Raw genomic sequence first — 13,358 nt, 5'->3', positions numbered from 1 at the left:
GATTCACCGTGGTGTCCGTCGAGCAGGCGGTGGCGGCCCCGCTTGCCACCCGCAACCTCGCTGGGAATCACCCCGAGTCGGCGCAGTAGCGCCGCATCGTCAGGCACAACAGTTCAACACCGAAAGGACATCATGCTCGCCAACAAAACCGCCGTCGTCACCGGAGGAGCCCAGGGGATAGGGCTGGCCATCGCTCGCATCTTCGCCGACAACGGCGCCCGGATCGTGATCGGCGATCTCGACGAGGGCAAGGCCAAGGAAGCCGCCGCCTCACTGTCGGCCGACGCGATCGGCGTGCGCGCCAACGTGACGTCCGCCGATGATGTAGCGGCCCTGCTCGCGGCCGCAACCGATACCTTCGGTTCTCTGGATGTGATGGTCAACAACGCAGGCATCACCCGCGACGCCACCATGCGCAAGATGACCGAGCAGCAGTTCGACGACGTGATCGACGTCCATCTCAAGGGTTGCTGGATCGGCACCCGACTCGCCTCTGGCATCATGCGGGAAAACGGCGGCGGCTCGATCATCAACATGTCGTCGATCTCGGGCAAGGTCGGGATGCTCGGACAGACGAACTATTCGGCAGCCAAAGCCGGGATCGTGGGTCTGAGCAAGGCGGCCGCCAAAGAGGTTGCCCACCTTGGTGTTCGAATCAACGTCATTGCGCCCGGACTCATCCGCACCGCCATGACCGAGGCCATGCCGCAGAAAGCATGGGATTCGAAGATGACAGAGATCCCGATGGGACGAGCCGGTGAACCGGACGAGATCGCCTCGGTGGCACTGTTCTACGCCTCATCGATGTCGTCTTATATGACTGGAACAGTGGCGGAAGTGACCGGCGGACGCCACATCTGAGTTCAGTCAGAGGCGCCGGGGCTCGCTTCGTGGTGCCGCAGGCCGTGGGTTCGGCGGCGTTCCTTCATCTCGGCCTCGTAGACATGGCGACGCCCCGCCTGCAGCTCTTCCCGGACGCGGCGTTCGTGTTCACGGAACACTGACCAGTAGGTGTCGTCGAAGTCTTCGACGATCTGGAATGTCCACTGTCCCTCGATGACATTTCGGCCGACCAGGTCTTTGCCGAGCCGGTCCGCGATCTCACCGTGTCCGGCTGCGCGCAGATCGTCGACGGCGTCGCCGAGTAACAGGTCGGTGTGACCCATCAACTGGTGGAACGAGTACAGATGCCCACGGGCGCGCTCGAGGAATTCCAACGCCTCGGAGACTTTCCCGACAGCGGCGATGGTGGCGTCGTCGACATCTTCCGGGCGTTGGTGGATCGGCGAGGGATTTCCACTGGCTTCGGACACCGCTGCCGAGTACCCCGCACCCTCTGACATCAATCCTGTGACGTGCGGTCGACGATCACCGGTGATCGGTGAGGCGAGACTGACGGTTCTGCGTCTCATGGGACATCACCTCGACCCACCACGAGTCGAGGGGGCTCGGCTCGGGCCAACGGACGTCCGGTCGACTCCACAACTCCACCACCTCGTCCACGGTGGCATGTAGATCGAGTACCTGTTCGAGCTGCAGGGCAATGATCGGGCGGGATGTCGAGGGCCGCGCTGTCACCACCGCGAACATCGCCCCGGCTGTCTCCGCGCGCTCCCGGGCCTGCTCGAGGGCCTTCAATCCTGCTGACGCCAGGAATGTGGTCTGGGTCAGATCGACGAGAAGGTTGGTTGTTCGCTCGCGGAAGGCGCCCTCGAGGGCCTGTCGGACAAGGTCGATCGTCAACAGGTCGATGTCTCCGCACACAGCCAGAACGGTGATGTTCCCCTGTCGCGATGACGAGATCGTCAGGGGTTCGGACGCCGTTTCCGGGGTGGTCGCGAATGTGGTGTGGTTATACATGGACAACATTGCCCCTCGCCATGGATGGGAGCGCAGGCAGACCGAAAGACTGCCTACGCGATACGTGGCTAGTCCTTAACCTTCCTACATCGTGGCAGTCATCACACCGGTTCGCAACCCTGGCCGCGCCACCACTCGTCGTATGGGGTGACCGCGAGATGCCTTTTGTGTCGCGTGCGCAGGTACGCGGACTCGATGACCGAAGCGGCCTCTTCCGACACGTGCTGACCCTGCAAGTAGCGGTCGATGTCTGCGTACGTGACACCGAGGGCCTCTTCATCGGCGAGAGCCGGGCGGTCGTCCTCGAGGTCCGCGGTCGGGATCTTCTCCCACGTCCGCTCCGGTGCGCCGAGCTCTTGAAGGAGCTGCGCTCCTTGGCTTTTGGTGAGACCGGCGAGTGGATTGATATCACTTCCGCCGTCGCCGTATTTCGTGAAGAATCCGGTGACGGCTTCAGCAGCGTGATCGGTTCCGACCACCAGCAGTCCGAGCTCGCCGGCTATCGCGTATTGGGCGACCATGCGCTCGCGGGCCTTGATGTTGCCCCGGACGAAATCGGTCAGGCGTTCGAGTCCGAGCGCACGCGCCGCGGCCGTCGCGGCGGCGTCGGTGCTGTCGGCGATGTTCAGGGCCACCGTCCGAGACGGCTTGATGAAGTCCAGTGCCAGGTCCACGTCGGACTCGTCGGCCTGGCGCCCGTAGGGCAACCGGACCCCGACGAACTCCGCTTTGTGACCGGCGGATGCCAACCTGTCGACGGCGAGTTGACTCAGTCGACCGGCGAGTGTGCTGTCCTGCCCGCCACTGATGCCGAGGATGAACCCGGCACTACCCGCCGCACCAGCGTATTCGACGAGAAAATCGACTCGACGGTCGATTTCAGTTGCCGCATCGATGTGCGGGGATACGTGCAGCTCGGTGCGAATTCTTTCGGCCAGTCCGCTCACACTCTCTCCTCATCTCCCGGCGACGCGCAGTTCAGATGGCGGCAACCGAATAGGCGTGCCGCAGCAGCAGCTCGAGGGAACGCTCGACCACGGCGGCGAGGATCTCGGGTGGCGAGCCGTCGAAGATCTCCTGAGTTGCGGTGGTCAGGCCCGGTTCGGCGATGCCGAACCAGACGGTGCCCGGAGCCACGTCTTCCTGTGTCTCGGGTCCGGCCTCGCCGGTGACCGACAGGGCCAGGTCGGCTCTCATCAGGTTCGCGGTGGTCTCGGCCATGGTGATGGCCGAGGTTTTGCTCACCACAGGACCGGGAGGAACTTTGAGCAGCGAGTGCTTCACCCGTTTGTGGTAGGCCACGATGCCACCGAGGTACCAGTCACCCGCCGAGGGTGCCTGACCCAGAGTCGCCGCGATGTTGCCTGCCGTGAGCGATTCGGCGGTCGCGATCTTCAACCCGTGGCGAGATACCAGACCTGCGAGTTCCTCGGCCAGGGCGCGCACCCTGTCGTCGGAGTCCTGTCTGTCGTTCGGATTGACTGACATGGCAGATCAGGAGGCGCCGTTTTCGGCGAGCATCGTCAGACGGTGCAGACATTCCTCGAGCCGCGGAGCGACCGCGAGTCGTTGGATGCTGTCCGGAATCATCTGAAGGGGTCCGGAGTTGACGGTCTCGTCCATCGTGATCCGGGACCCGTCGCCGTCTTTCTCCACGTGAATCCGCACTTCGGCCGAACCGATCGGCAATGCGCGTGCGTTCAATACGAGGAGGCCGGCGGACGACTCCACCGATTCCGTCTTGTCGTCGATCAGGGCCGGCCACAATCCCACCGAGTGCGCAATCGTCGAACCGGCCTGCGGCCACTGCGGATCAACATTGCGGATCCGCGAGGTGCCGACCACCCACGAGCTGTACAACCAGCCATTCGACAATATCGACCAGACCTGCGCTGGTGTTGCGGATGTCGTGCGTTCGACCTGAATCATGGGTGTGGTCCTTCTTTCTATGTAAGTCGTTCCGGAGCAGGGATTTTCAGCCGGGCAGGGTTTCGCCGCCGATTGGCGCCAGTACTTCGCCGCTGTAGTAGGACGACATGGTCTCCGACGCGAAGAACACATAGGACGGTGCGATTTCGTCTGGTTGCGCGGCGCGGCCGTACGGTGTCTGCTTGCCGAAATCTTCGACTTTGTCAGCGGGCATCGTTGCCGGTATCAGGGGAGTCCACACCGGTCCCGGAGAAACACAGTTCACCCGGATCCCGCGCGCGAGCAGGCTCTGTGCCAGCGAGTAGGTGAGGGCGATGACAGCGCCCTTGGTTGCGGAGTAGTCGATCAGCGTCTTGTTGCCGCGCAGTCCGTTGATGGAACCGGTGTTGATGATGGAGGATCCCGGATCGAGGTACGGCAGTGCCGCCCTCGTCACATGGAAGAAGCTGTGGATGTTGACGTCGAACGTGCGCTGCCATTGCTCCGGCGTGAGCTCGGCGAAGTCGTCGACAACCGCTTGAAAGGCGACGTTGTTGACAACGATGTCGAGGGTTCCGAGTTCGGCGGCCGCGCGGTCGACCACATCTGTGCAATGCCCGGGGGCGGCGAGGTCGCCGGGAAAGAGGTGACAACTGCGGCCGGCCTCCCGGACCTTGGTCCGCGTGTATTCGGCGTCTTCTGTTTCCGAGAGGTAGGCGATGGCGACGTCGGCGCCCTCTTTGGCGAAGGCGATCGCCACCGCCCGGCCGATACCGGAGTCGCCGCCGGTGATCAGCGCCTTCTTGCCCTCCAGGAGGCCGCGACCGACATAGGACGCCATTTCATCATGTGGCTTGTCCTTCATATCGCCGGTGCTACCGGGATATGGAATGGTCTGGCGTGGATGCTCGCTCATAGGCTGCGGAATACCCCGCGAACGATGGCTAAAACATCAGCGGCGCATGGTCTCCGCGGTCGCGGCAGTCGGCTCTTCCCGGGCCCCGGTCAGTCTCCTGGCCAGTGCCGCTGCGGCGGCGGTGACACGAGGGCCCGCCTGGTCCGCATCGATTTCTCGGACCGTGATGATGCCGACGCTGGCCTCCAGGCCTTCGACGCCCAGGACCGGCGCTGCCAGACCCAGCGCACCCGACTGCAATTCACCGCTGGTGACGACATAGGCCTCGGTGGACGCGCTCCTGCCGAGCAGGATCGCCTTGCCTGCCGCCCCCTGTGTGAGGGGGTGGCGGGCTCCGATCCGGTACCCGACATGCAGGTCCGTCCACGTGGGTTCGACGACAACCAGTGCCAGGGCATCGCCGCCATCGGCGATGGTGAGGTGCGTCGTGCAACCCAGGTCCTCTGCGAGTTCACGGAGAACCGTTGTTGCGGCATCGCGCAACACCGGTTTCACCGCGGTCGCCAGGGACAGCGCGCCCAGCCCGACGCTGAGCCGACCATCGGCACGTCGTTGCACCAGAGCGTGTTGCTCGAGCGTGCTGATCAGGCGGTGCACGATGGTGCGATTGATTCCCAGTTCCGCCGCCAGGGCCGACATGGTCAACCCGCCGGGATGCGCGGCGAGCGTGCGAAGTGCCCGCAAACCACGGTCGAGGGTCTGGGCGGTTTCGGCGGGCATGCGGTGCAGCTTAAGCCACGCCGCGTACGCGGTCAGCGCTCATCGATGATCCGGCCGGTCACTTCACCGAGTGCGATACGGCCACCGAGTGTTCCTTCAGCGGTGTACCGCAACGTCACGGTATCGCCGTCTTCGAGTGCGAGGCGTTCGTCGTCGCCGACAGCAAACGGGTTGCGCCATCCCCAACTGAGCTCGAGGAACGAACCGCGTTGGCCGGGTTCGGCGCCGGAGATGGTGCCTGATCCCCACAGGTCGCCCGGGCGGATCGACGCACCGTTGACGGTCATGTGGGCAAGCATCTGCGCAGCGCCCCAGTACATCGACCGATAGGTGGGCATGGTGACGACGTGGCCGTTCACGACGACCTCGACGTCGATGTCCAGGCCGGCGGGCCCGTCGACCGCCAGGTAGTCGAGCACCTTCGGATTGCCTTCGGAACCGTCTTGTCCGGGCAGTTCGCACCATGCCGCTGATAGTGCAGCCAGCGGCGTGACCCAGTGAGAGATGCTGGTGGCAAAGGACTTTCCGAGGAACGGGCCGAGCGGAACGTATTCCCACGCCTGGATGTCACGTGCCGACCAGTCGTTGAGGCCGACGACGCCGAACGTGTGCTCGGCGAACTCCGCGGTGGTGACCGGATCGCCGAGGTCGGTGCCGGTCCCCACCACGAATCCGAGTTCGGCCTCGATGTCGAGGCGTGCACTCGGGCCGAATACGGGCTCGGTCGCGTCGGCGGGCTTCCGTTGTCCCTTGGGGCGCAGGATGTCTGTGCCGGAGGGAACCACGGTTCCGGCCCGGCCGTGGTAACCGACCGGCAGGTGCTTCCAGTTGGGGAGCAACGGGGCCTGGTCGGGACGGAAGATCTTGCCCACGTTCGATGCGTGATCTGCCGAGGCGTAGAAGTCGACGTAGTCGCCCACCTCGAACGGCATATACATGGTCACATCGGCCAGCGGGACCAGATGCGGGACGACCACCTCGCGATGTGCGGGGTTCGTCAGCAGTTCGATCAGCCACACCCGCACCGCATCCCAGGAGCCCTTGCCCAGTGACATGAACGAATTGAGCGTGCCTGCCTCGAATGCCGCTGCGACATCGAGACCCGCGTCAGCGGCCAACGGTGCGAGATCGAGTACGTGGTCACCGATGCGGACACCAACCCGGCGTGTTCCCGGGTTCGCGGTGCGATCGAAGATTCCGTAGGGCAGGTTGTCGACATCGAACAGTGAACCGGCGGCTCCGTCGACCCAGGTGATGGTGTTGCTCATTGTGGTCCTTCCAACAGTTCGAGAGTGAGGAGATCTTCCAAAGGCTCGATCACACTGCAGCTTCCGTGTGACACGAACCGGCGTCGTACGGCCGGGACATCGATGGACTCGACGCGCTTGGCCAACTCTGCCGAGTTCTCTTCGGCGAGCAGGGCAGTGATCTGTTCGATGTCCGCGCCTTCGGCGGCAGCGTCCGTCGCCAGCATGACGTTTAGGAATCCGTGATGGACGAAACCGTCATCGGCGGTGTGCCGCACCGCATTGTGCAGTCCTGCAGTGCATTTGAAAGCGACTCCGCGACTGCACGCGGCGACGATCCATGAAGCAAGTGTCTGTGGTGAGGGGAACAAGTCGGCAGTTACGCCACCGGTTCGGAACTTGAGCAGCAACCCGCGTTCACCTGCCACACTCACCGCGTCCAGCCATCCGTCGGTGGCATCGGACTGTGGCATTTCGACGTAGACCGGAGTGCCGGAGGTCAGCAGGCCATCAGCCTGTGCGATGTCACGCACGGCGGCAACTCGTCGGACGCCGCCGGACAGGTCGTCCGGGTCGCGGAGGGCAACCTCGACCGCAACAACGGAAACATTCACCGTCCGCGCGGTGGAAAGCGCCTTGTGGAGGGCATCGGGTCCACCACCGACGACCAGTGACACCGGCAGTTCCGTGGGCGAATCGATGTCCCCGACGGCGGCTCCGGAGACGACGAAGCTCGAAACCAATGGCGCATACCACTGTTCGCGACGGCGCACGTGAAACGCGGTCACCGCATCGGGGAGTGGACTGTTGCCCGGCGGGAAGATCGCCGCGTCATCGATGAGTCCTGCCCACTCCGCGGGCACACCGTGGGTCGAACCAGGGGTAGCTGTGCTGGATGTTGACATGGCTTGTACCGTATCGCACATCCCCAAATAGCGAACACTGGTATCCGATATTCGAACACTCTCCAGCTCATGACGTGTTCGGACCAACCAAAAGAAGGAGTCGATCGTGGCCTTCTATCAGGCAGTGGGCGACATGCCCCGCAAACGCCACACTCAGCACCGCCAGCCCGATGGGACTCTGTATCGAGAAGAGTTGATGGGTGAGGAAGGCTTCTCGTCCGATTCTTCTCTGCTGTACCACCGCGGCGTTCCAGCCGCGATCGTCGACTCGAAGGTGTGGGAGTGGACCGATCAGCGTCTGACCCCCAATCATCCACTCAAGCCCCGGCACCTGCAGCTGCACGCATTGTTCGCAGCGGGCAACACCGCTGATGCGGTCACCGACCGTCGGTTGATCCTTGGTAACAGTGACGTGCGGATCGCCTATGTCGTCACCGGCACCGAACCGTCTGTCTACTACCGCAATTCGATCGGCGACGAATGCGTCTACGTCGAGCGCGGAACCGGTGTCCTCGAGACGGTCTTCGGTAAGCTGCCGTACCGCGCAGGGGATTACGTCATCGTGCCGCGTGCGACGACGCACCGGTGGCTGCCTGCGGAGTCGTCGGCCCTGTATGCGGTCGAGGCGAACTCGCACATCACCCCACCCGCGCGTTACCTGTCGAAATACGGCCAGTTCCTCGAGCATGCGCCGTTCTGTGAACGCGATTTCGTGGTCCCGTGTGAGCCGCTCCTGGTCGAGGGCAGCGACGTGGAGGTGTTCGTGAAACACCGTGCCGGAGGCGAAATCCTGGGCACTGTCATGACTTACGACACGCACCCCTTCGATGTGGTCGGCTGGGACGGCTGTCTTTACCCGTACACGTTCAACATCGAGGACTTCGAACCGATCACCGGCCGGGTTCACCAGCCGCCGCCGGTCCACCAGGTCTTCGAGGCCCACAACTTCGTGGTGTGTAACTTCGTGCCGCGCAAGGTCGACTACCACCCGTTGGCGATTCCGGTGCCCTACTACCACTCGAATGTCGACTCCGATGAGGTGATGTTCTACGTCGCCGGAGACTATGAGGCACGTAAGGGTACGAACATCGGTCTGGGCTCGATCTCGCTGCATCCGGGCGGGCATGCCCACGGACCGCAGCCCTCGGCGACCGAGGCCTCGCTGGGCGCGGAGGTTTTCGAGGAGCTGGCCGTCATGGTCGACACCTTCGCCCCGCTCGATCTGGGCGAGGGCGGACTGGCCGTCGAGGACGACACCTATGCGTGGAGCTGGGCCGGCCGCTCGCTGTGATCGTGATGCCGCCGGACCGGCGCGTGCGAGCTTCAGCTCAACGCGCGCCCGAGTTCGGCGGCGCCGGCGAGTACCGCGGGCGCGGCCCGGTCGGCCGCAGTCGACTCGAAGACCGAAACCCCGATACTCATCGGGGTCCTTCGGCGTGCCCGCACGATGGCGGAGACACCGTGCACCGAGGAGATCACCTCGGAGAAACTCACCGCGTATCCACGCTCGCGGGCACTGGTGACATCAGGCCGTTCGTCGCTGCGAGGGGGACCGGCCGCCAGTAGCGCCAATCCCGCGGATCCGCGGTCGATGGGGCTCAGATGCCCGGCCCGAAAGGCGATGTGCATCGGCGCATGGCGCGGCTCGACGACAAAGATGGCCCGCACGTGATCGGGTCCTTCCTGCATGGCCAGGTGCGCGGTGGCACCAGTCGCATCTGCGAGTTCCTGTAAAACCGGCACGGCCAGTGCCCTCAGGTCTCGTTCCACCGGTTCGGCGAGTGGTACCAGCCCCGCCCCGGGAAAGAATCTCTTCGATGAATCGTCGCGCCGAACCAGTCGGTGCGCTTCGAGCGTGCGCATCATGCGATGGGCGACGGTGCGATGCACCCCGATGGTCTCGGCCACCTGCGTGACGGTCAGCCCGTCTGCCGATGCGCAGACCGCTGCCAGTGCGCTCAGGCCCGCATGCAGCGTTTTCGACATCCCGGCGTCGAGTTTGGCATCGCCGGTCACCACCTGATCTTCAGGTTTCGAATCCGTTGTCGTCATGTGTTCGTACCGACCTTTCCCTAACGCTGCGCGCCACCAGACTTGACGTATGCAATGTGACCTGAATAACCTCGCGTTCGGTTATAGATCACTGCGTGCGATTATCGCACACCGAATCGAGAGTTGGCCAATGTCCGCGCACACTGCTGCAGATGGCACCCTGAGCGAGTCGAGCTCTGAAGGCGACCTTGACGCCGTATATCCGCAGGTGGTCCGCGCTTACGCACGTCAGGCCCGCCTGATCGACACCGGTGCGGCGAGTGCCTGGGCGTCGACCTTCACCGCGGACGGCGTCTTCGAGTCGCCGTCGTACCCGGCTCCGGTGCAGGGCCGCGCGCAGCTGGAGGCGTTTGCTCGCCGTTTTGCCGAGCAAGGCCGTGCCGGCGGTGTGGTCAGCCGGCATGTGATCACCAACGTCGACGTCACACCCGGTGTCGATGCCGATCACGTCGTTGGCCACACATACCTGCAGATCGTGGCCACGCCGAAGGGCCAAGAGAGCTCGCTGGTGCGGTTGACGACCACCGTCGACCAACTGGTCCGGGCCTCGTCCGGCCAGTGGCTGGTGGAGCACCGCCAGGTGTTCCGCGACGACTAGTCGCCTCCGGACGCGTCATGCGACGTCCCCGAAAACATGTTTGTCGTTCCAATCCGTAAGAGAGAGAAGACCCGATGACTTCGACCACTTCTGATGCCAACAATTCCGAGAACGGACATCCCGGGCGGGTGCAAGCAACGCCGATGGTTGTCAGCCATCCGGATCTGGCAGGCAAGGTCGCCGTGGTGACCGGTGCGGCACAGGGCATGGGCGCCCGCTTCGCCGCAGCACTGGTCCGGCGCGGGGTCAACGTGGTCGGCGCCGACATCAACGGCGAGCAGATGGCTCGCACGGCCGACGACCTCAACGCCGAGGTCGCCGATGTCGAGAACGCCGGACGCGTCGTGGCGGCGTCGGTGGACGTCCGCGATCCGGAAGCGCAGCGGGCGCTGGCCCAGCGCGCCGTCGAGGAGTTCGGCGCCGTCGATCTGTGGATCAACAACGCCGGCATCTTCCCCGAGGCCCCGGCCGCCGAGATCCCGCCGTCGCAGATGCAGGCTTCGCTGTCGATCAACGTCGAGGGCGTCCTCTACGGCGCGCAGGCCGCTGCAGCGGTGATGGCTCCCGGTGGTGCGATCGTCAACATGGCATCGGTCGCCGCGGTTCGGGTCCGCCGTGGCCGCGCCGCCTACTGCTCCGCCAAGGCCGCAGTCGCTCACCTGACCGAGTGCCTGGCCGTCGAGTTCGGTGACCTCGGTATCCGCGTCAACGCGATCGCCCCCGGCTTCATCGACACCGAGATGACCCGGTGGGTCCAGGACGACGCACCGGCTCTGGCCAAGACACTGGACATCATCCCGCTGCACCGCATCGCATCGCCGGAAGAGGTTGTCGGCCCGATGCTGTTCCTGCTCTCGGACAGCGCCCGGTACGTGACCGGTCACATCCTGGCCGTCGACGGCGGATCCCGCCATGTCTGACCCCGACGATGTCCGCAAGGTCGTCCTGATCACCGGTGCTGCCGGTGGGATGGGCGCGGGCCATGCCCGGACGCTGGCCGCCGATGGCTGGCACGTGGCGGTCGGCGACATCGCGGACACCGCCCCGATCGTGGAAGAGATCGTCGCTGCCGGGGGATCGGCCACCGGCCATCGCCTCGACGTCACCGATCCCGCCAGTTGGGCCCAGGTGATCAGCGAGATCACGACATCGTGTGGCGCCCTTCACGGCCTGGTGAACAACGCCGGGATCTCCCGGCGCCGACGGTTCATGGACACCACGGCGTCGACCTGGCGATCGGTGATGGCGATCAACCTCGACGGCCCGTTCTACGGGATTCAGGCCGCGGCACCGCTGATGCGTGATTCCGGAGGCGGCTCGATCATCAACATCTCGTCCATCTCAGGACAGATCGGCTACTTCTCACCGTCGTACTCCACCTCGAAGTGGGGTCTTCGCGGCCTGACCAAGTCCGCCGCAGGCGAGCTGGCAGCATGGGGTATCCGCGTCAACTCGGTTCATCCCGGACTGGTGGAGACACCCTTGCTGGCCGGTGCCGATTCATTTGTGACAAGCGCGGTGGCCAGTGTGCCCGCCGGCCGGATGGCGCAGCCGTCGGAGATCACGAGTGTTGTGCAATTCCTCCTCGGCGAGGGGTCGTCGTACATGACCGGATCCGAGATGACGGTCGACGGTGGACTGGTCTCCAACGGGACGTATCACCGGATTCTCGAAGAGATGGACGGAGAGCTGTCATGAGTGAACGCGACTACGACGTCGTGGTGATCGGAGGCGGCGGTGCCGGTCTCGCGGCCGCGGTGTCCGCTGCCGAACGTGGCGCATCGGTGATCCTCTTCGAGTCCGAGGGTGAGCTCGGTGGATCCACGCAGCTGTCGGCCGGGATGTTCACGGCCGCACAGACCAGCGTCCAGAAAGAGCTCGGCATCGAAGACACTGTTGAACGGTTCTTCCAGCACTACATGGACCTGAACCAGTGGCTCCTCAAACCTGGTCTGGTGCGGCGCTTTTGCGAACTCGCCGGACCCACGCTCGAGTGGATGCTGCATCTAGGTGTCGAGGTGCCCGCCCAGATCTCGGGCAACGCCCACACTCCGGGCCTGACCCGTGCGGGCGTCGAAGACGTGTGGCGTGCGCACGTCCCCAAGGACCAGGGCTACGGCTTGGTGCAAGTTCTCGACAAGGCACGCAAGGCCCACAAGATCGACGCCGTCATGCACACCCGCGTCGAGCAGCTCCGCTCTGCCGATGGCCGGGTGACCGGCGTCGTCGTCGACGGTGTCGAACTCGATGCAGGCGCCGTGGTTGTCGCATCCGGTGGGTTGTCGCAGAACAAGGCGCTCGTCGATCGCTGGTTCCCGCACGCCAACCGGGCCGGTGACTCCTTGTTCGTCGTCGCTGCTCCCGGTTCCCGCGGCGATCACATCGGATACGCCGAACAGGTGTCGGCGTCGATTGCCGGTGACGGCTGGGGCCTGTTGCTGCCGACCGCCGAGTTCGTCGGCTATCACCATTGGCAGGCGGGATTCCCGCCGCGGTCGCGCCTGCACATCAACGGTGCGGGACATCGGTTCATGGACGAAGATGCCTCCTACGCCGTGTCCGGTGGCCTGATCGACACCCAGATCGATCGCTATGGGCTGCCGGTGTGGATGGTCTTCGATGAAGCTGCCCGGCGTGCACTTCCGCCCGGTTACATCGACTGGACACCGGAGCTCGTCGAGGACCATGTCCGCGCGGGTTCGGTTCTGGCTGCGCAAACCCTGGCCGAACTGGCCACCAAGGTCAATGTTCCGGCGGAAGCGTTGCAGGCCACAGTCTCTCGATGGAACGACCAGCTCCCGAACGGGACCGACGTCGACTTCGAACGCGATCGGTCGCTGGCGGCCAAGGGCGTCACGGGTGGAGTCACTCCGATCGCGCAGGCGCCGTACTACGCCACCCGAATCGTGCCCGCCGAATTGGTGTGTACCCACGCGGGTCTGGAGATCGATGTCAGGGCTGCCGTTCTCGACACCAAGGGCAACCCGATCGAAGGCCTGTTCGCAGCGGGCGAAGCCGGTGGAGGAATCCTCGGCAATCGCTACGTCGGTGGCGGCAATGCCGTCGCCAATGCTCTGACCATGGGCCGGCTCGCCGGCCAATCCGCGGCATCGGCGGCTCGATGAAAACCAGCCAGTCACTGCCGCAACCGA

The 13,358-nt window shown here is 64.6% G+C and carries 16 protein-coding genes; 6 read left to right on the top strand and 10 right to left on the bottom strand.

The window, feature by feature from the left end:
- The first annotated feature begins 132 nt into the window (after positions 1-132).
- The gene (gene fabG, locus AC1TQG_RS22400; protein ID WP_482140377.1) at positions 133-861 is read left to right on the top strand and encodes a 3-oxoacyl-ACP reductase FabG; all 729 of its coding nucleotides are present in this window, start codon (positions 133-135) and stop codon (positions 859-861) included.
- Positions 862-863: 2 nt separating this feature from the next.
- On the opposite strand, the gene AC1TQG_RS22395 is transcribed toward fabG, so the two are convergent.
- From AC1TQG_RS22395 to AC1TQG_RS22355, 9 genes are all read right to left on the bottom strand, one after another.
- The gene (locus tag AC1TQG_RS22395) at positions 864-1,343 is read right to left on the bottom strand and encodes a hypothetical protein (RefSeq protein WP_482141422.1); all 480 of its coding nucleotides are present in this window, start codon (positions 1,341-1,343) and stop codon (positions 864-866) included.
- A gap of 25 nt (positions 1,344-1,368) precedes the next feature.
- Positions 1,369-1,860 carry an STAS domain-containing protein gene (locus tag AC1TQG_RS22390; RefSeq protein ID WP_482140375.1) on the bottom strand — a complete coding sequence of 164 codons (492 nt, stop codon included), beginning with the start codon at positions 1,858-1,860 and terminating at the stop codon, positions 1,369-1,371.
- A gap of 101 nt (positions 1,861-1,961) precedes the next feature.
- Complete coding sequence (gene nadE, locus AC1TQG_RS22385; RefSeq protein ID WP_482140373.1) at positions 1,962-2,807, bottom strand: ammonia-dependent NAD(+) synthetase; 846 nt, start codon at positions 2,805-2,807, stop codon at positions 1,962-1,964.
- A 31-nt stretch (positions 2,808-2,838) separates the two neighbouring features.
- Positions 2,839-3,348 carry a CinA family protein gene (locus AC1TQG_RS22380; RefSeq protein WP_482140371.1) on the bottom strand — a complete coding sequence of 170 codons (510 nt, stop codon included), beginning with the start codon at positions 3,346-3,348 and terminating at the stop codon, positions 2,839-2,841.
- A gap of 6 nt (positions 3,349-3,354) precedes the next feature.
- Positions 3,355-3,789, bottom strand: coding sequence for an SRPBCC family protein (locus AC1TQG_RS22375; protein ID WP_482140370.1), 435 nt, complete (start codon positions 3,787-3,789; stop codon positions 3,355-3,357).
- A gap of 46 nt (positions 3,790-3,835) precedes the next feature.
- On the bottom strand, positions 3,836-4,684 hold the full coding sequence (locus AC1TQG_RS22370; RefSeq protein WP_482140368.1) for an SDR family oxidoreductase: 849 nt from the start codon (positions 4,682-4,684) through the stop codon (positions 3,836-3,838).
- A 36-nt stretch (positions 4,685-4,720) separates the two neighbouring features.
- Positions 4,721-5,404 carry an IclR family transcriptional regulator gene (locus tag AC1TQG_RS22365; RefSeq protein WP_482140366.1) on the bottom strand — a complete coding sequence of 228 codons (684 nt, stop codon included), beginning with the start codon at positions 5,402-5,404 and terminating at the stop codon, positions 4,721-4,723.
- A gap of 32 nt (positions 5,405-5,436) precedes the next feature.
- A complete protein-coding gene (fahA, locus tag AC1TQG_RS22360; RefSeq protein ID WP_482140365.1) occupies positions 5,437-6,672 on the bottom strand; it encodes a fumarylacetoacetase in 1,236 nt (411 codons plus the stop codon).
- Positions 6,669-7,556, bottom strand: a complete 888-nt coding sequence (locus AC1TQG_RS22355) for a hypothetical protein (protein ID WP_482140363.1) — start codon at positions 7,554-7,556, stop codon at positions 6,669-6,671. Before AC1TQG_RS22355 ends, fahA begins: the two co-directional genes overlap by 4 nt.
- Before the next feature lie 106 nt (positions 7,557-7,662).
- On the opposite strand from AC1TQG_RS22355, the gene AC1TQG_RS22350 reads away from it, so the two are divergent.
- The gene (locus AC1TQG_RS22350; protein WP_482140361.1) at positions 7,663-8,847 is read left to right on the top strand and encodes a homogentisate 1,2-dioxygenase domain-containing protein; all 1,185 of its coding nucleotides are present in this window, start codon (positions 7,663-7,665) and stop codon (positions 8,845-8,847) included.
- 32 nt (positions 8,848-8,879) lie between these two features.
- Here AC1TQG_RS22350 and AC1TQG_RS22345 read toward each other — a convergent pair whose 3' ends face one another.
- On the bottom strand, positions 8,880-9,608 hold the full coding sequence (locus tag AC1TQG_RS22345) for an IclR family transcriptional regulator (protein WP_482140360.1): 729 nt from the start codon (positions 9,606-9,608) through the stop codon (positions 8,880-8,882).
- A gap of 130 nt (positions 9,609-9,738) precedes the next feature.
- On the opposite strand from AC1TQG_RS22345, the gene AC1TQG_RS22340 reads away from it, so the two are divergent.
- The 4 genes from AC1TQG_RS22340 (at position 9,739) to AC1TQG_RS22325 (ending at position 13,331) form a co-directional block, all read left to right on the top strand.
- Positions 9,739-10,206, top strand: coding sequence for a nuclear transport factor 2 family protein (locus AC1TQG_RS22340; protein WP_482140358.1), 468 nt, complete (start codon positions 9,739-9,741; stop codon positions 10,204-10,206).
- 74 nt (positions 10,207-10,280) lie between these two features.
- Positions 10,281-11,126 (top strand): SDR family NAD(P)-dependent oxidoreductase, encoded by an 846-nt coding sequence (locus AC1TQG_RS22335; protein WP_482140356.1) that lies wholly within the window; start codon positions 10,281-10,283, stop codon positions 11,124-11,126.
- Positions 11,119-11,904, top strand: a complete 786-nt coding sequence (locus AC1TQG_RS22330) for an SDR family NAD(P)-dependent oxidoreductase (RefSeq protein WP_482140355.1) — start codon at positions 11,119-11,121, stop codon at positions 11,902-11,904. The genes AC1TQG_RS22335 and AC1TQG_RS22330 overlap by 8 nt, the downstream gene beginning before the upstream one ends.
- Entirely contained in the window at positions 11,901-13,331 is a 1,431-nt protein-coding gene (locus AC1TQG_RS22325; RefSeq protein WP_482140353.1) for an FAD-dependent oxidoreductase, read from the top strand. Before AC1TQG_RS22330 ends, AC1TQG_RS22325 begins: the two co-directional genes overlap by 4 nt.
- The last annotated feature ends 27 nt before the right edge of the window (positions 13,332-13,358 follow it).

This window comes from Williamsia sp. Y844 (assembly GCF_056786475.1).
The sequence above is the reverse complement of the archived record's forward strand: the minus strand, read 5'-3'. Positions and strand labels throughout refer to the sequence as shown.